The organism is Weissella sagaensis, assembly GCF_010306265.1.
GTDB classification, from domain to species: Bacteria; Bacillota; Bacilli; order Lactobacillales; family Lactobacillaceae; genus Weissella; species Weissella sagaensis.
In genome coordinates this window covers 1-19,092 of sequence record NZ_BLKA01000008.1, presented here as the reverse complement: position 1 = coordinate 19,092, position 19,092 = coordinate 1, and the positions used below count along the sequence as shown (strand labels likewise).

General features: G+C 38.3%; 13 protein-coding genes. All 13 read left to right on the top strand.

The features are described 5' to 3' along the window. Window positions 1-13 precede the first annotated feature (13 nt). The 13 genes from G7Y65_RS08030 to lysS all read left to right on the top strand — a co-directional run bounded on the left by G7Y65_RS08030 (window position 14) and on the right by lysS (window position 18,502). On the top strand, window positions 14-2,536 hold the full coding sequence (locus G7Y65_RS08030) for a YhgE/Pip domain-containing protein (protein ID WP_165314783.1): 2,523 nt from the start codon (window positions 14-16) through the stop codon (window positions 2,534-2,536). A 123-nt stretch (window positions 2,537-2,659) separates the two neighbouring features. Further along, window positions 2,660-3,616: a TerC/Alx family metal homeostasis membrane protein gene (locus tag G7Y65_RS08025; RefSeq protein WP_042494580.1), complete on the top strand. Its 957-nt coding sequence runs from the start codon at window positions 2,660-2,662 to the stop codon at window positions 3,614-3,616. 227 nt (window positions 3,617-3,843) lie between these two features. Beyond that, window positions 3,844-5,424: an amidase family protein gene (locus G7Y65_RS08020; RefSeq protein WP_042494582.1), complete on the top strand. Its 1,581-nt coding sequence runs from the start codon at window positions 3,844-3,846 to the stop codon at window positions 5,422-5,424. Window positions 5,425-5,570: 146 nt separating this feature from the next. After that, entirely contained in the window at window positions 5,571-6,137 is a 567-nt protein-coding gene (pth, locus tag G7Y65_RS08015) for an aminoacyl-tRNA hydrolase (protein ID WP_042494583.1), read from the top strand. A 17-nt stretch (window positions 6,138-6,154) separates the two neighbouring features. Beyond that, window positions 6,155-9,655: a transcription-repair coupling factor gene (gene mfd / locus G7Y65_RS08010; RefSeq protein ID WP_141926435.1), complete on the top strand. Its 3,501-nt coding sequence runs from the start codon at window positions 6,155-6,157 to the stop codon at window positions 9,653-9,655. Window positions 9,656-9,659: 4 nt separating this feature from the next. After that, window positions 9,660-11,249, top strand: coding sequence for a polysaccharide biosynthesis protein (locus tag G7Y65_RS08005; protein ID WP_042494585.1), 1,590 nt, complete (start codon window positions 9,660-9,662; stop codon window positions 11,247-11,249). Beyond that, on the top strand, window positions 11,249-11,527 hold the full coding sequence (locus tag G7Y65_RS08000; protein ID WP_042494586.1) for an RNA-binding S4 domain-containing protein: 279 nt from the start codon (window positions 11,249-11,251) through the stop codon (window positions 11,525-11,527). Before G7Y65_RS08005 ends, G7Y65_RS08000 begins: the two co-directional genes overlap by 1 nt. A gap of 130 nt (window positions 11,528-11,657) precedes the next feature. Further along, a complete protein-coding gene (locus G7Y65_RS07995; protein WP_042494588.1) occupies window positions 11,658-12,029 on the top strand; it encodes an FtsB family cell division protein in 372 nt (123 codons plus the stop codon). Between the two features lie 110 nt (window positions 12,030-12,139). Further along, the gene (tilS, locus tag G7Y65_RS07990) at window positions 12,140-13,114 is read left to right on the top strand and encodes a tRNA lysidine(34) synthetase TilS (RefSeq protein WP_042494590.1); all 975 of its coding nucleotides are present in this window, start codon (window positions 12,140-12,142) and stop codon (window positions 13,112-13,114) included. A 95-nt stretch (window positions 13,115-13,209) separates the two neighbouring features. Further along, a complete protein-coding gene (gene hpt, locus G7Y65_RS07985; RefSeq protein ID WP_081839349.1) occupies window positions 13,210-13,806 on the top strand; it encodes a hypoxanthine phosphoribosyltransferase in 597 nt (198 codons plus the stop codon). 57 nt (window positions 13,807-13,863) lie between these two features. Next, window positions 13,864-15,906, top strand: a complete 2,043-nt coding sequence (gene ftsH, locus G7Y65_RS07980; RefSeq protein ID WP_137600910.1) for an ATP-dependent zinc metalloprotease FtsH — start codon at window positions 13,864-13,866, stop codon at window positions 15,904-15,906. A gap of 106 nt (window positions 15,907-16,012) precedes the next feature. Beyond that, window positions 16,013-16,906, top strand: a complete 894-nt coding sequence (gene hslO, locus G7Y65_RS07975) for an Hsp33 family molecular chaperone HslO (protein ID WP_042494594.1) — start codon at window positions 16,013-16,015, stop codon at window positions 16,904-16,906. Window positions 16,907-17,017: 111 nt separating this feature from the next. Continuing rightward, window positions 17,018-18,502, top strand: a complete 1,485-nt coding sequence (gene lysS, locus G7Y65_RS07970) for a lysine--tRNA ligase (RefSeq protein ID WP_137600909.1) — start codon at window positions 17,018-17,020, stop codon at window positions 18,500-18,502. Window positions 18,503-19,092: the final 590 nt, after the last annotated feature.

Below are 19,092 nucleotides of genomic sequence, written 5' to 3'. Positions count from 1 at the left end.
AGGAGAAAAAACAATGTTGAAATCAGAGTGGCAATGGCTAAAAGCACATAAATTTTATATGTTAGTTCTTTTTGTTTTATTGTTTGTACCATCAATTTATGCTGTCACTTTCCTAGGTTCATTGTGGAATCCTTATGGCGAAGTCAGTAAATTACCAGTAGCCGTTGTTAATAAGGATAAATCGGTGACTTATGCAGGAAAAAAGTTAACAGTGGGTCATGATTTAAAAGAAGAATTACAAAAATCGGATGCAATGAATTTTAAATTTCCATCAGCAACGGCAGCCCAAAAGGGTCTAGATGATGGTAAATACTACACAGTCATTACGATTCCAAAGAACTTTTCACAAAATGCAACGACATTATTGGATAAACAACCTAAGCAAATGAAATTGCAATATGAAACGAGTTCTGGTCATAGTTTCATTGCTGGTAAGTTATCTGAATCAGGTGCTGAAAAGATTGGCAATCAAATTTCTGGTAAGGTTACAAAAATTTATACTAAGACATTGTTTAAAGAGATACAAAAAGCTGGTAAGGGGATGGATGAAGCCGGTGCTGCTAATAAAAAATTAGCTGATGGTGCTAATACGTTAAAAGATGGTAGTGACCAAGTGACTGCCAACCTTAATAAGCTAGCTGCTAGTTCATTAACTTTCCAGGATGGCGCTAAAACCCTAACACAAGGCGTTGGTCAATATACATCTGCGGTTAGTCAAGCAAGTACGGGAAGTAAACAACTTGCTTCTGGTTTGAATCAAATGAATCAACAGGCGCCAACGTTGATTAATGGTATTGGACAATTAAAGCAAGGAACGCAGCAATATACAGCAGCAGTTGGTAAAGCGGCTCAAGGTAGCCAAACATTGTCAACTGGGCTAAATCAATTAAATCAACAGGTACCAACGTTGCAGACTGGTGTTACACAGTTAAACAATGGTTTGGCAAAGTTAAATAAGCAGATGGTTGATAATGATGTAAAAGGTAATTTAGCCAAAGTTCAAAAAGAATTAACATCATTATCAGCTGTAATTGATGATACACAGGCTGCTTTACCAAATGATCAAGCAATTAATAGTCAATTTAATACGTTGCAGTCAGATATAAAGGCGTTAGAGCAAGCGAATGCAGCTGATCAAGGGATATTAACAAACAATGTGAATGCAGCCATGAATGATGCAGGTATTGAGCTAACAGCAGAGCAAAAGCAAAAATTTGTACAGTCATTGGCAACCAAACAAAGTAACACGCAGACTGCTAAAGTCTTAGCTACAATGATACAACATGCAACCGCATTGCAAGGTAATGTCAGTCAGTTAGTGCAAACAGTTCAAAAGCATCAAGGAACATTAACAGCATTAAATAAGACGCTACAAAATACAGATGTAAAAACAATTAATAATCAATTAACGGCGATGCAACAAGTGCCAGATGCTGTTTCACAACTAGCAGCTGGTTCACAACAGTTAAATGATAAATTACCAACACTAAAGGGTGCTGTTAATAAATTAGCGACAGGTGGTCAAACATTAAATACCGGTTTGCAAACATTACAAGGTAAGTCAGCAACATTGAATAGTAGTGTGGCAACATTACAATCAGGGGCACAAACATTAAGTGGTGGTGTCGGCCAATTAGCTAGTGGTGCTACACAATTGAATGGTGGACTTCAGACCTTAAATGGTATGAGTGATCAACTAAACAGCGGTGCTAGCCAATTAAGTGGCGGTGCCGGTCAAATTAGTGACGGTTCAGAAAAGCTAGCAAGTGCTGCGCAACAGATGGGGCCAGCTTTGACGAAGATGAACACAGGAAATCAAACCTTAGCGGACAAACTAGCAGATGCCGGTAAGCAAGCTGGTCAGCTTAAGAGTACTAAGGGAACGCTAAAGCAAATGGCTACGCCAGCTAAGTTAGCACATACTGAAAAAGATAAGGTACCTAACAATGGAACTGGTATGATTCCATACATGTTTTCAGTAGGAATGTTCGTTGGTATGATGGCATTGAATTTGATGCTAGATATGTTGACACCACGAACAAAAATATCATCATTGGGTGCGTGGTTCGGTTCAAAGATGGCTATTTTGCTTGGTATTGCAACCTTGGCGCCGATGGTCTTGTATGCGCTAAGCGATTGGGTATTGGGTATGGATCCAATTAATCCAGGGCAAACATTCTTGGTCATGTTACTAACAAGTTATATGGATGCACTATTAGTTACGGCTATCTACATGTGGTTTGGCCGTGCTGGTGCTTTTGTCTCAATGGTTTTGTTGGTTGTTCAACTAAGTGTAGCTGCCGGAACTTATCCAATTGAACTATCAAATAAGTTTTATGAATGGTTACACCCATTGGTACCAATGACTTATTCAGTGAATGGCTTGCGTGAAACAATTATGATTGGTGGTGCAATTAATACTGAACTAATAGTTATCATCAGCGTTGCACTGGTTTCACTACTAGCATTATTTATCTATTTTGTTATCCGTCGTCGTAGTTTTAACACAATGAGTGATCCGGTAACAAAATCATAAAGAAATACGGAATCTGAAACAAATGACTGTTTCAGGTTCTTTTTTGTTATAAAATATAAACTAGTATAGTTCATTATTTGCAATGAATTATTTTGTAATAAAACAAAAAAGGAAGCGTACTAAATGGAAGTTAATATATGGGTTTGGGTTGGATTTTTTGCATTTGTGATTGCGATGCTTGTATTAGATTTGACTGTTTTTAATAAAAAAGGCGAGGTGCCAACTTTTAAAAAGTCTTTGTTACAAACAGCGGCATGGATTGCATTAGCGTTTATATTTGCTGGTGGTGTTTGGTACTTTGCTGGTAGTGGTCATGCCATTGATTTCATTACTGGCTATTTGCTTGAAGAGTCGTTGAGCATGGATAATCTGTTCATTTTTATCTTAGTCTTTGGATTTTTCGGTATTGAAGCACGTTATCAACACCGTGTGCTCTTTTGGGGAGTATTTGGTGCCGTGGTAATGCGTGTCCTATTTATCTTAGGTGGCGCAGCCTTATTGCATAAGTTTGAAGGGTTGATGTACTTATTTGGTATTTTCTTAGTTTATACTGGTATTAAAATGTTCTTCAATAAAAATGAGGATCAAAATTTGGATGACAGTAAAATTATTCAAGTACTACGCAAATTTTTACCTGTTAAAGATGATGTTAGTAAGCCGCATTTTATCGTTAAGGAAAATGGTAAGCATTATGTGACACCATTCTTAATCGCATTAATTTTCATTGAACTTTCTGATCTGTTGTTTGCGGTTGATTCAATTCCGGCAGTATTAGCAGTGACACAAGATACATTTATTGTCGTAACTTCTAACATCTTTGCCGTTCTAGGACTACGTTCATTATTCTTTGCATTATCAAAGTTATTGCCAATGTTCCGTTACATTAAGTACGCATTGGCTGGTATTCTAGCTTTTATTGGGGCAAAGATGTTAATTAATGAAGCCGGCAAAATGTTTGATTGGCAATTTGAAATTTCAAATGTTACATCATTAGTGGTGATTATTGGTTTATTGGCCATTGCAATCATTGCTTCAATTATCAAAACTCGTTGGGAAGACGAGCATAATCAGGCGAAATAGATAAATTAAAATAACTTCAATCCGATTATTATTTGGAATGAGGTTATTTTTTATTGCTGTGATTTAGTTTGTTGCGTCAGTAGTACATATGTGATTACAAAAGAGATTATAACTGGCGTAAAATTAATTTATAGATGCACGATTAAGCATCTTAGTTAATATCAGTATGTGGGATATTGGTAGTGTAGTCATTAAAATAGTAGTTTTAGTTCTTGGGGGGACATAAAATGAATAGCAAAAAAATTCTGAAATTTGCAGTACTTGGGATGGTGTTGAGCGCAGGGATAGGTGTGGTGATGCAAAATCAGCATGTGTATGCCAAGACAGACGTGCTACAACACAAAAAGGTTAATCAGGATGGTATTGATGCTGATGTCTATCGAAAAGCGTCAGCAAGTGAATTGGCTCAGATGATTCGTGATGGTAAAGTCACTAGTCAGCAATTAATTAAGCATGCAATTTCACAAATAAAAGCTGAAAATCCGCAATTAAATGCAGTTATTAGTTTACGTGAGTCAGCAGCATTAAAAGAGTCAGTAGCTTTGAAGGATACGGGGCAACCTTTCTTTGGTGTACCAATTTTAATAAAAGGTCTGGGTCAGCAATTAGATGGTGAATCGAATACCAGGGGGCTAAAAGATCTTAAGGATAATAAAGCAACTGAAACAAGTGACTATGTTAAGAAGTTGCAGTCAATGGGATTTGTGATTATTGGTCAAACTAATTTTCCGGAATTAGGATTAGTAAATATCACAGATTCAAAGTTGAATGGTGTTGCCCATAATCCTTGGCGTCTATCTCGTAATACAGGTGGTTCTTCGGGAGGAGCAGTCGCAAGTGTTGCGGCTGATTTTGTGCCAATGGCAACTGGTAACGATGCGGGTGGTTCGCTTAGAATTCCAGCATCATTTACAGGCGTAATTGGATTAAAACCAACACAAGGGGCAATTACTGGAGATAGCACGGTACCTTCAACGGTTAATTTTGCTAATGCTCGGCAAATTTCAGATTTACAAACTTATTTTAAAGGCATGCAGAATGCTGATCATCCAGAATTGATTAAAGATGCACCCACTGATTTAAAGCAGTTAAAAATTGCTTATTCAACTAAATCACCAGTCGGAACAAAAGTTAGCAAAGATGCTGTTAAGGCAGTGCAACAATCGGTAAAATTTTTAAGGTCGCAAGGTTATACTGTCGTTAAGCATGATGCGCCAGTTGATGGTAAGAAGCTTATGAAGATGTATTATACAGAATCAACACCAACTGGTACGGATGCGAATGAAATGATCAAGGAAAAAACTGGTGAAAACATGCAATTTAAGGATGTTTCTCCTATGACATGGGCCTTGTATCAAGCAGATAAGAAACAGACTAAACAAAGTGAACAATTTGTTACATCCGAAATGGCAAAAGTTAGTCAACAAATGACGGATTTTCATAAGACTTATCCGATCTATTTGACACCGACAACGGCAACACCAGCACCTAAAAATAGTGATCCAGCCTACTTACCTAAATATGTTAAGCAATTAAAGCATATTCAGAATTTAAATCATAAAAAACAAATTCAATTAATTTATGATGCATGGCTTCATGGTTTATCAAAAACACCGTTTACACAGTTAGCGAATGTTTCGGGGGAGCCGGCACTTAGCTTACCAACGTATGTGACAAAGCAAGGATTACCATTAGGTGTACAATTTGAAGCAGATAAGGGACAGGATCAATTGTTGTTACAATTAGGGAAAGAATTCCAAGATCATAATCAATTGCAGTTCTTTGATAGTTATCATGCCAACAAGTAAAATAGTTAAGACTATCAAAATGGCGTGATTTGGGTTAAAATTTATAGTCATTAAGTAAAAATAAATAACGTATTTGGGTGGGGGCTAAATCAGCCTCGACCCATTTCGTGCGTTAGTTAAAATGAAACAGTGAGGTTAAAAGCAAAATGAAGATGATTGTTGGTTTGGGTAATATTGGTAAAGAATATGATAAAACACGTCACAATATTGGCTTTATGACGGTGGATGTCTTGGCAGATAAGTACCAAGCAACATTTAAGCAAGACGGCCAACATCATGCATTTGTGGCAGATGTACGGATTAATAATGAAAAAGTTTTATTAGTAAAACCAACGACCTATATGAATGATTCTGGAGATGCTGTTCGTCCATTAGTTGATTACTATAAGTTAGATTTAGCTGATTTATTGGTTGTTCAAGATGATATGGACATGGATCTAGGTCGACTACGTTTACGTCAAAAAGGCTCTGCCGGTGGACACAACGGGATTAAAAGTATTGCAAATCAATTAGGGACACAAAAATTTAATCGTCTAAAGTTTGGTATTGGTCATCCAGCGCATGTTCATCAAGCAGTGGTGGATTATGTATTAGGACATTTTGGTCAGGATGAGCAACCCGATTTGTTGTCAGGACTAGATCAAGCAGTTGAAATTTTCGAAGGATTTGCTGCTGGTAAAGAAATGCCAATCTTGATGAATCAGTTTAATTAAAAGGATAAATAGGCGTTATGGAGTTAACGGAATTTTTACAACAAGATAAAGACTTACAGCAATTAGCAACTGGGCTGAAGCACGGTGGTCGTCATTTAATGACGGGTATTTCGGGGACAGCACGAACGGTTTATTTGGCTGCGCTACAAAAGAAAACGCAGCAACCAATGGTGATTGTGTCAGATAGTCAATTTCATGCTGATCAATTGACCGAAGATTTACAAGCGCTACTAGGTGATGAGCATGTCCGATCATTTCCAGCAGAAGAAAGTATCGCTGCAGAATTATCAGTGACATCCCTAGATACTCGCCTAGCCCGTGTTCAGGCCATGCAATTACTATTGACGGATCCGCAAGCAGTAGTGGTGACGGGCATTGCAGGTGCACAACGTTATTTGCCAACGGTTGATGCATTTAAAAAGGCACAAATCACGATTGACTTTGATCATGAATATGAACTAAATCAATTAGAAATGCAATTACATCAAATGGGATATCATCGAAATTCTACAGTTGAGCAACCGGGTGAATTTGCAATTCGTGGATCAATTATTGATGTTTACCCATTAGATGTTGGTAATCCAATCCGGTTGGATTTTTTTGATACGCAACTAGATTCAATGCGTTCTTTTGATGCGGAAACACAGCGCAGTATTGATAATTTGGATAGTTTAACTATTTTACCAGCAACCGATTTGATCATTGATGATGAAGAACGTGGACAAGCTAAAACGCGTCTTGAGTTAGCGATGACGAAATATCGTGATTCATTGGAAGGGGCCGATAAACGTCACTTAACGGAGGCGATGACACCATTGCTAACTACTTTAGCTGATGGTCAATTATTGCCGGATATTCGTGCCTATCTACATTTTTTGTATCCAGATGCAGTCAGTTTATTTGACTATCTACCAGAAAATGGGGTTGCGGTATTTGATGATTACCCACGCGCTGTGGAAAATGCTGCCCAAATGCGCTTAGATGACACCAATTGGTGGGCAGATAAATTATCAAAGCAGCAAGCATTACCAGTTGATGATTTTGGTTGGACTCTAACCGATCAGGCTCGCGATATTCAGCAAACCAGTTTAGTGTTATCACCATTACAACGAGGCATTGGGCAGTTACGACAAACCAGTTTAACAAATGTGACCGTTCGCCCAACACAACAATTTTTTGGGCAAATGCCACTGTTAAAGGGTGAGGTTGATCGTTGGCAAAAGCAAAATATGACGATTGTTTTCCTTACCAATTCAACTGAGCGTCAAGTTAAATTAGTTCAGACATTAAATGATTTTGGTGTCAAAATTAATCAGGTAGCTGTTGATGGTCTAACAGATGGTCGAACACAATTAACAACATTACCCTTGAGTGCAGGTTTTGAGCTACCAATGCAAAAGTTGGTTGTTTTAACCGAAAAAGAATTATTTCAACAAGTACGTAAACGAGCGCCGAAACGACAAACGTTATCAAATGCAGAACGGATTAAGAGTTACAATGAGTTAAAGCCGGGTGATTACGTTGTGCATGTTAATCATGGTATTGGTATCTATGAAGGGATGCAGACGATTGAAAATCGTGGTGTTAAACAAGATTATATTACGATTGGTTATCAAAAAGATGCAAAGTTGTTTATTCCGGTTACACAGTTAGATTTAGTGCAAAAGTATGTTGGTGCTGCTGAAAAAGCCCCCAAGATTAATAAGATGGGTGGCCCTGAGTGGCAACGGGCAAAGGCTAAAGTTGCTAAAAAAGTTGAAGATATTGCAGACGATTTATTGGCATTATATGCAGAACGCGAAATTAAAAAAGGTTATGCTTTTGCCCCCGATGACGATGCCATGCATAATTTTGAAGAGGCGTTTCCTTATCCTGAAACACCAGATCAAATTCGGTCTATAAAAGAGATCAAAGCTGATATGGAAAAGGTGCGACCAATGGATCGTTTATTGGTTGGCGATGTTGGGTTTGGGAAAACTGAAGTTGCGATGCGAGCTGCTTTTAAAGCGGCACATGAAGGTAAACAGGTTGCGATGTTGGTACCAACGACTATTTTGGCACAGCAACATTATGAGTCATTTATTAATCGTTTTGAAGGTACTGATTTAAAAATTGCGGGGATGTCGCGTTTTCAAACGCCTAAGCAAAAGAAAGAAATCAAAGCTGGTTTAAAAAATCACACCATTGATATTGTCATTGGGACACATAGTTTGTTGGCTAAAGATGTGGTTTTTGGTGATCTTGGGCTGTTAATTATCGACGAAGAACAGCGCTTTGGGGTTAAACATAAAGAGCGCCTTAAAAGCTTACAAACAAATGTCGATGTTTTGACGTTAACTGCGACGCCAATTCCAAGAACATTAAATATGGCCATGGTTGGTGTGCGAGACCTGTCGGTAATTGAAACACCGCCAGCTAATCGTTACCCAATTCAAACGTATGTTATGGAACAAAATGGTCGCGTTATTGCAAATGCTGTTGAACGAGAAATGGCCCGAGGTGGTCAAACATTCTATTTGCATAATCGTGTCGCTGATATTGAAAAGGTCGCCGGGATGATTCAAAGTTTGGTTCCGGAGGCCCGAGTTGCCTATATTCACGGGCAAATGACGGAAGCCCAGATGGAGGGTATTCTGGTCGATTTTATTAATGGTGAGTATGACGTCTTAGTTACGACAACTATTATTGAAACGGGTGTGGATATTCCAAACGCTAATACGTTATTTGTTGAAAATGCTGATTACATGGGCTTATCACAACTTTATCAGTTGCGTGGTCGTGTGGGACGTTCACATAATGTGGCCTATGCCTACTTTACGTATCCAGGAACGCGTTCTTTGAATGAAGAAAGCGAAAAGCGATTAACAGCTATTCGCGATTTTACAGAATTAGGTTCTGGGTTCAAAATTGCGATGCGTGATTTATCAATTCGTGGTGCGGGCGATTTGTTGGGACAATCACAACACGGTTTCATTAATACTGTGGGGTATGATTTATATACGCAAATGCTTCAAGAAGCGGTGGCTGCAAAACAAGGTAAACAGGTTAAACAAGTGGATTCAGAGTTGGATTTGCAGGTTGAAGCATATTTGCCATCAAGTTATGTTGCTGATGGCCCACAAAAAATTGATTTATATCAACGTATTCGTAAGGCAAACAAAGCGGAACAGTTTGCAGAAATTACAGATGATTTAGTTGATCGTTTTGGTGATATACCGGCAGCGGCTAGTCGCTTGTTAGAAGTATCTAAGCTAAAGGCGCTAGCTGATCAGCTAGGTATTAAGCAAATCAAACGAACGATTAATCAACCAGAATTGGTGATGATTAATTTTTCTCAAGAGGCAACGGTTACAGCACAACAAGTTAAACAGGCGAGTGCCTTGACGAAAACACGCGGACAAATTAAAGTAAATGAACCCGTTTTATTTGCCATGGCAATTCAGCCTAAGCAAACAGACGATGATTGGTTAGAAAACTTAATGCAGTTTTTGACGGCATTATTACCAAAAAAGGACTGAGCATATGCGTAAAAGTGGTCAAAATTTAATGGTAGGCGCTGGTATTTTAACCTTAGCAGGAATGAGTGCGAAGTTATTGAGTGCTGTATATCGTATTCCATTTCAGAATTTAGTTGGTAATACTGGTTTTTATGTGTACCAACAGGTCTATCCTATTTATGGTATTGGCGTCGTGTTAGCCTTAAGTGGTTGGCCAGTATTTATTTCAAAAATCATTACTGAACAACCTGATGAAGCACATCAACAATTAGTTGCTAGGCGGTTGTTTTGGTGGTTGCTGTTCATTAGTTGTGGGTTATTTATTTTGGTTTATGGTGGGGCACCAATATTAGCATTGGGAATGGGTGGCAATTTAAAATTGACGCCAGTTGTCAAAGCGGTCGCGTGGATGTTTTGGTTTATGCCATTTTTGGCAGTTGGCCGTGGCTTTGCACAAGGGCAACTTAATATGATGCCCACAGCAATTTCACAAATTATTGAACAAATTGCACGCGTGGCAATTATTATTGCGATTGCGTGGTATGGTGTTTCGGCTAAATGGTCTGTCTACACAATCGGTACCTGGGCGATGGCTGCCGCTGCTGTTGCTGCTGCTGCTGCAACGTTGTATATGACGAATATTGTGAAATCAATTTGGCGGACCCCGATTACAAAATCTGTTAAAAAAGATAAATCAATTGGCTGGTTTAGAATTTTTCGTCGCCTTTGGAATGAAGGCAATTTATTGGCTATGTTAGCCGGATTATTGGTGCTATTACAGCTAGTAGATTCATTTTCAACTAAAGGATTATTAGAAATTCATGGTCTAAGTACGCAAGCAGCTGAATATGCTAAGGGTGTATATGATCGTGGCCAACCACTGGTGCAATTGGGGATGGTTTTAGCAACAGCGATTAGTACTTCATTGTTACCAGTTTTACGAAATCATGTTGTCCATCATGAACAAAAAGAATTTGTTAATGATTTTCAAATGATGTTTCGCTTATCGCTGATATTATCAGGAGTAGCAACGTGTGGGTTAATGGCAGTGATGCCGGTTGTTAATCAAGTATTGTTTAGTACACGTGAAGGTAGTCATGCCTTGATTGTATTTGTATTAACTGTCATACCAGCCACCTTAATTTTAATTGGTACAAGTGTTTTACAAAGTTTAAATAAAACACGAGGAATAAGCTGGTTAATTATTTTAACGATGGTTATTAAATACGGGTTGAATATCTGGTTAGTACCAAAATATGGCATCATCGGTGCTTCATGGGCCACGATGCTATCGTTATTGCCAATGTTATATATTGTGATGCATCGTTTACCTAAAACGGTGTGGCAACAATGGCATGCACCATACTGGTGGTTGAAGTTTATGATAACTTTGCTTGGTGTGTTAGTCAGTGCTGGTGGATGGTGCAAAATTAGTGACATTTTTATAGGATCATCGCGTTTAGCCAGTTTAATAATCCTGATTATTGCTATATTAATTGGTATAATAGTATTTATCATAATGCTATGGCGATTACGATTACTATCAGTAGCAGAGTGGTATGCTTTGCCTAAAGGATATAAAATATATAATTTTTTGGAAAGAAGAAACAAATAATGCGATTAGATAAATACTTAAAAGTAGCACGTTTGATTAAACGTCGATCAGTAGCGAAAGATATTGCAGACCAAGGACGGATTGATATTAATGGCAAAACAGCCAAGTCATCTAGTGATGTTAAAAGTGGCGATGAATTAACGATTCGTTTTGGAAATAAAACGACAACCATTGAAATTGAACGAATTGTTGAAACAACGAAAAAAGATGAAGCAGAACATATGTATCGAATCGTTTCTGAGACATATGCACAAGATTTTAGTAATAATAGTAAATAACGTAACGCTCTGTTATGTTTTTATATAAAATCATTAAGAAACGTTAATGAGAGTTAAGAATATTTAAGTTTAGCGTTAAAGTTAGAGTGATCGGAGATTACTTTTGTGTTGTTTTTGGGAGGCTGATGATATGAGAAAAGTTAGAAAACAATCAAATATTGAGCCGTTAAATACTGCCGGAAAACAACATATGCATTTTCAAATGCGCCAAGAGCAATATAGTCGATGGATTCACTGGCGACGTCGAGGCATTGCTGTAATTGCGATGTTAATTATTACCGTATTGGCGATGATTAATTTATATGGTCAACAAACCAAATATACAAATGCCTCAGCTGGATTACAACAGACTAATAAAGCTTTGATTAACGCTAAGCAAAATAATGCGGATCTAAAACAAGAAGTGCAAGATTTGCATGATGATAGTTATTTGCAAAAATTAATCCGTGAAAAATATATGTACACAAAAGATAATGAAATTGTGTTCAATATGCCAAATTAACGATATTAATGATCAGCAGACTTACATACTAGCGTAAGTCTGTTTTTTATATGCTGGTAGATTTTGTCATATAATAAGACTAATCAAGTAAAGATAATGGAGTATATCGTATGAAACCAAAAGTTTTGCGAGCTAATTTGATCCGTAAAATTCGTGAACAACAATTATTTAACGCCAATGATCATGTGTTAGTAGCCGTGTCAGGTGGACAAGATTCGTTACGGTTACTACGGTGGTTGACAGAAGGCGATTTACCTCAAGATATTCAACCTAAAGTCAGTGCTATTTATATTAACCATCAACTAAGACAAGATGCGATGCAAGAAGAAACCTTTGTACGACGCGTGTTATCCAATACGCCCAATTTAGTAGTGCGGGCAATAGAAAGAATCAATTGGGATGAAGTGCCAACGATCTCTGTTGAAGAACAAGCACGCGATAGACGCTATCAAACCATGTTTACGGTCGCCAATAAAATTAAGGCCAATATGATTGTCACGGCACATCATCGTGATGACCAGGCTGAGACGATTTTATATAAGTTAGCGCGTGGTAGTCGTTTGGATCAACTTACGGGGATGCCTGCTAAACAAACGCTAACGAATCATTTACAATTGGTGAGACCGTTTTTAGATCTTTCAAAAGTAGAATTACAAGGTTTGGTTAAAGAGCCTGTGCAAGAATGGATTGATGATTACACTAATGATGATCAAAAATATGCGCGTAATCGATTACGACATGCCATCATTCCTGATTTACAACAGATTAATCAACAAGCAATGCCACATATTATTGATTTTGCTGAGGAACTAGCGGCATTACAAGCATTGGCTGCTCCGCAAATCACACAATACGTAGCTGATTTAGAGCAAGGTCATTTAGACTGGGAATTGCCAACGTCTCAATTGGTGTTAGTGTTACAAAAGTGGTTGCAAAAGTATCAAATATTAGATGTAAAAAATCGTCAATTAGAGCAGGCGGTGCAATTAATGAAAAATAAAAATATTGCAACCGGAACAGTTCATTTACAGGGTAATAACCTACTTGTTAGAAGTCATGAAAATTTACAATTATTAAAAGGGTAAAATTATTGGTTATTGACTAAACATTTAAGGCTAAACATGTTATTCTTAAAGTTATGTAACAGTAGGGGAATCAAGATTTAGGAGATTAACAAAACATGAACCAACCAGATATGAATAATGATATCGAACGGGTATTGTATAGCGAAGCAGAAATTGCAAAAGCTGCAAAACGAGTAGGTGAGCAATTAGCTGCTGACTACGAAGGTCAAACGCCGATTATTCTATCAGTACTTAAAGGTGCTGTTTTGTGGACCGTTGATGTTATGAGACATATGCAATATGCAGAAGTTGAATTCATCGATGTTTCTAGTTATAACGGTGGTATCGCCTCATCAGGAAGTGTTGATTTGGTAACAGATTTACAAACTGATATTGCAGGTCGTGATATTATTATCATGGAGGATATCGTTGATACTGGTCGATCATTAAAGTTTATGGTTGAGTTATTAAAAGACCGTGGTGCAAAATCAGTAAAAACGGCTAGTTTGTTGGACAAAAAAGATGGTCGCGTTGTGGAAGCAACGGTTGACTATGTTGGCTTTGATGTACCAAAAGCCTTTGTGGTAGGATATGGGCTTGATTACAAGCAACTATATCGTAATCTACCATATGTGGGCGTTTTGAAACGTGAAGTTTATGATCCACAACATGCTGATATGGTTGACACGGTAGACATCACACCAAATCATTAAGCTAGTACATTATATGAGGTAGTAACTGCTATTACTACCTGTTCTTGGGAGGAATTGATGAAAAACCAACGAAACGGAAATTTTGTCCGAAATAGTTTGTTTTACGTAATTGTAGTCCTAGGTATTATGGGTTTGATTTATTGGGTAGCTGGGCCCACGCAGACTTCAAATACAAAGACTATTTCTACGTCAACATTCATGACGGAATTGCGTGACAAAAAGATTGATAAAGTCACGATTCAACCTGGCGATGGTGTCTATGACATTAAGGGTGAATACAAAAAAGCACAATCTGATAAAGATGCTAACAATGATGCATTTACTTCACTATTAGGTGGTAGTTCAAAGAAAGCTAATTCTTTTGAAACCAAGTTGGTTGGGAGCGATAATATTGTTGCTGATGTCCAAAAGGCTGCAGATGCTTCAAAGACAGACGTAACGACAAAACCACAACCTTCTAATTTCTGGGGTACACTTGCAGTAACCATGTTGCCATTACTTTTGATGGTCGGATTATTCTACCTAATGATGGGTGGTATGAATCAAGGCGGTCAAGGTGGTCGTGGTAACATGATGGGTATGGGAAAATCAAAAGCTAAGGCTGCTGACCCATCAGAAAACAAGAAGCGTTTTGGCGACGTTGCTGGCGCTGAAGAAGAAAAGCAAGAATTGGTCGAAGTTGTTGAATTTTTGAAAGATCCTAAGAAATTCTTGAAGTTAGGTGCCCGTATCCCGTCGGGTGTTCTACTAGAGGGACCTCCCGGAACTGGTAAGACTTTGCTAGCCAAAGCCGTTGCCGGTGAAGCTGGTGTGCCATTCTATTCAATTTCTGGATCAGACTTCGTTGAAATGTTCGTTGGTGTTGGGGCAAGTCGTGTTCGTGACTTGTTTGAAAACGCTAAAAAGTCTGCACCATCAATTATCTTTATTGATGAAATTGATGCAGTTGGACGTCAACGTGGTAACGGTATGGGTGGTGGTCACGACGAACGTGAGCAAACGCTGAACCAAATGTTGGTTGAAATGGATGGATTCGAAGGTAACGAAGGGGTTATTGTGATGGCGGCTACCAACCGTTCTGACGTTTTGGACCCTGCCTTGCTTCGTCCTGGTCGTTTTGATCGAAAGATTTTGGTTGGCCGTCCTGACGTTAAGGGTCGTGAAGCTATCTTAAAGGTTCATGCTAAGAATAAGCCATTAGACTCAAGTGTTGATTTGAAAGAAATTGCTAAGCAGACTCCAGGATTCGTTGGAGCTGATTTGGAAAACTTGTTGAATGAATCAGCTTTGTTAGCTGCACGTCGTAATAGTAATACGATTACAGCTAAGGACTTGGATGAGGCTGAAGATCGTGTGATTGCAGGACCTGCTAAGAAGGATCGTGTGATTTCAGCTAAGGAACGTAATACTGTTGCGTACCACGAAGCAGGACACGCTATTGTTGGTCTTGTCTTAAATGAAGCACGTGTTGTTCATAAGGTAACGATTGTGCCTCGTGGTCGTGCCGGCGGATACGCAATTATGCTACCACGTGAAGACCAAATGTTGATGAGCAAGACTGATGCTATGGATCAAGTTGCTGGTTTGATGGGTGGTCGTGCTGCTGAAGTATTGCTATTCAATCAACAATCTTCAGGGGCATCAAACGACTTTGAGCAGGCTACTGGTATTGCACGTGCGATGGTAACGCAATATGGTATGTCTGATAAATTAGGAATGGTTCAGTTGGAGAAGGATAATGGCCCACAATATGGTCAACCATTATATTCAGATACAACGTCGCGCCTAATTGATGAAGAAGTTCGACACATTACAACGCAAGGGTATGAAACAGCATGTGACATTATTCTACGTTATAAGGATCGTCATGAAGCAATTGCACAAGCATTGTTAGAATATGAAACATTGGATGAAAAGCAAATTTTGAGCTTGTTCAACACTGGTAAAATGCCAGAAAATGAGAACGAAGCAAAAAAAAATGATGGTACACCAATGTCATACGAGCAAGCAAAGCAAGCAGCAAATGACAAGCTAACAGAAGATGAAGCAGCAGCTTCATCAGAAGAAACGACAACGTCAGATGATGACGATAAAGCTTAATGTTTAATAAACTAAAAGAGTTTAGGGAGCTGCTCCCTAGGCTCTTTTTTTATATACTCTGTGTTACACTTGATAACGGGAAACAAATAGGAAAAGGAAAGATATTATGGCAGATAAATTAGTACGTGCGATTACGACAGATGGTAAGTTTCGTGCAATTGCAATTGATGCAACTGAGATGATAAAAGAAGTCGCAACATTTCATGATGCGACACAACTTGGCACAACAATCTTAGGACGTGCATTAATTGGTTCTTTGATGATGTCAAACGCAATTCTTAAAGGAGAAGAACGTTTAGCAGTTAGTATTGATGGTCAAGGCCCTGCTGGTAAAATTGTTGTTGAATCATCAGCACAAGGAGAAGTTCGTGGTTATGTAACCAATCCGCAAGTGACGTTGCCATTAAACGTTAAGCAACAACCTGATGTTGCAACTGCAGTTGGTGTGGACGGCTTTTTGACAGTCACAAAGGACTACGGGACCAATGAACCTTTCACAGGTAAAGTTGCTTTGGCAACAGGTGAAATTGGAGACGATTTAACTTATTATATGGCCAAGTCAGAACAAATTCCGTCAGCGGTTGCAGTTTCTGTATTAGTTGATCCAGATGGTAGTGTTGTGACAGCTGGTGGTTTTATGGTATCAACGCTACCAGATGCCACAAATGAAGATATTGAACAATTAGAAACCCGCTTAGCAAATTTTCCAGCTATTTCAACTCAAATGATGGAAGGGTACACGCCAAGTGATTTATTACAAAACTTATTTGGTGCTGAAGAATTGCAGGTTTTGACCACAACTGAAGTGTCATTGTATCCAGCGATTACTAGACATGAGTATGCACGTATGCTAGCGACGTTACCGTTAAGTGAATTGCAAGCAATTTTGGCTGAAGATCATGGTGTTGAAATTGTTGATCGTTTTACTGGCAAAGTTATCAATTTTGATGAAACGCAATTGCAAGCAATTATTGCAAGTAAAGATGCAAGTGGTTTATAAAAAGTAGCAGTTCGGACTTGCAAAATGTGTTGAATATTGGCAAACTTATAGATATGTATGGTAGAAACCAATTACGAATTAATTAATGAAAAATGAGGCAGGGATAGAAGAATGGCTGATCAACAAGTGTCATTAAATGACCAAATGATCAAGCGTCGTGAAAAAATGACCGAACTGCGCGAAGCAGGCATCGATCCATTTGGTCACCGTTTTGATCGGACACATATGGCATCAGAATTACATGCATTGTATGATGATGTTTCAGGCGAAGATTTGGAAGCACAAGCAAATGAAGTAACGATTGCTGGACGAATGATGACTAAGCGTCGTTCAGGTAAAATCAGTTTTGCTGATATTAAGGATCGTTCTGGACGTATTCAAGTATTCGTTCAAAAGCCAATAGTTGGTGAAGAAGTATATGATTGGTTTAAGAAGTCTGATTTGGGTGACTGGCTTGGCTTTAAAGGCACAATGATTAAGACACGTGCTGGTGAGTTATCATTGAGCGTGACTGAAATTGTTCACTTGTCAAAAGCTTTGCGTCCATTGCCTGACAAATTCCATGGTTTAACTGACGTTGAGACGAAATATCGTCAACGTTATTTGGATTTGATTGCAAACGATGATTCATTTGAGCGTTTCCAAAAACGTTCAAAGATTATTTCAGCTATTCGTGCCTACATGGATGGGGATGGTTTTACGGAAGTTGAGACACCAATGTTGCAAAATGCTGCTGGTGGTGCTGCTGCACGTCCGTTCATCACGCATCATAATGCTTTGAATATTGATTTATACATGCGTATTGCTTTAGAGCTACACTTAAAGCGCCTAATCGTTGGTGGTATGGAACGTGTATATGAAATTGGTCGTGTCTTCAGAAATGAAGGAATGGATCCAAAACACAACCCTGAATTTACTGTTATGGAGTCATATGCAGCATTTTGGGACTTGGGCGATGTAATGACTGAAACAGAAAACATCTTTAAAGCAGCTGCAAAAGTGGTGGCTGATGATATGATGATTACTTATCAGGGAACAAATATTGATTTGGCAAAGCCTTTTGCTCGTAAGCATATGGTTGATTTGATCAAAGAGAAGACTGGTGTTGATTTCTGGCAAGATTATTCCCTTGAACAAGCTCGTGCAATTGCAGACGAAAAAGGGGTTAAATATGAACAATACTGGGGTGTTGGACATATTATTAATGAATTCTTTGAGGATTTTGTTGAAGAAACATTGATTGATCCAACCTTTGTTTATGGCCACCCAGTTGAAGTTTCACCACTAGCTAAGAAAAGCGATGATGATAAACGTTTTGCACAACGTTTTGAGTTGTTTATTTCAGGTGGTGAATATGCCAATGCATTTACGGAGTTAAACGATCCAATTGATCAACGTGAACGTTTCGAAGCGCAAGCAGCTGAACGTGATGCTGGTAATGACGAAGCTGAAGGTATTGACGAAGACTTTATTGAGTCATTAGAATACGGTATGCCGCCTACTGGTGGATTGGGAATTGGAATTGATCGTTTGGTTATGTTACTAACTGATGCTGATTCAATTCGTGATGTTTTGTTGTTCCCAACGATGCGTTAATCAAACTGAATGTAAAAAAACATGTTTCAAAAGGTGTTATATTAGGATTTTGTGTCTAAGTAGGACGACAATCTACCATGGATAATGGTTAGATTGTCGTCCTTTTTCATATCAGTAAAGTGGTTTTGAGGAGTAGTTTGTTGCGTTGCGTTATTCTGATGCTAATTCTTTTTTAAATAAGATGATATAAAATGTGAATTAGGGGTTGCATTATGCTGTGTATGGTCGTATTATATAAAAGTTGGCTTTGAGGAAAGATTTTAAAAATCAATTCAAAAAGCATCAAAAAATATCTAAAATACAGTATTGACATTCACAAAAGTATACTGTAATATAGATTAAGTTGTGACGCACAACGGATTGATTATTTAATCTTAAAATTAGTTATTGACAAGCGTTTTGCTTGATGATATACTGATTAAGTTGTCAGCGAGACAGCAATGTAGGTCATTGAAAACTGAATATCGTTTCGATAGAACAAATGTGTAGGGTCTTCAAGCATTATGCTTGAAACAAAAACATTTGCGAAGTCAATTCGCTAGTAAATTCGTTTAACTTCTGTTAAACAAAACAAATTAATGAGTTATACT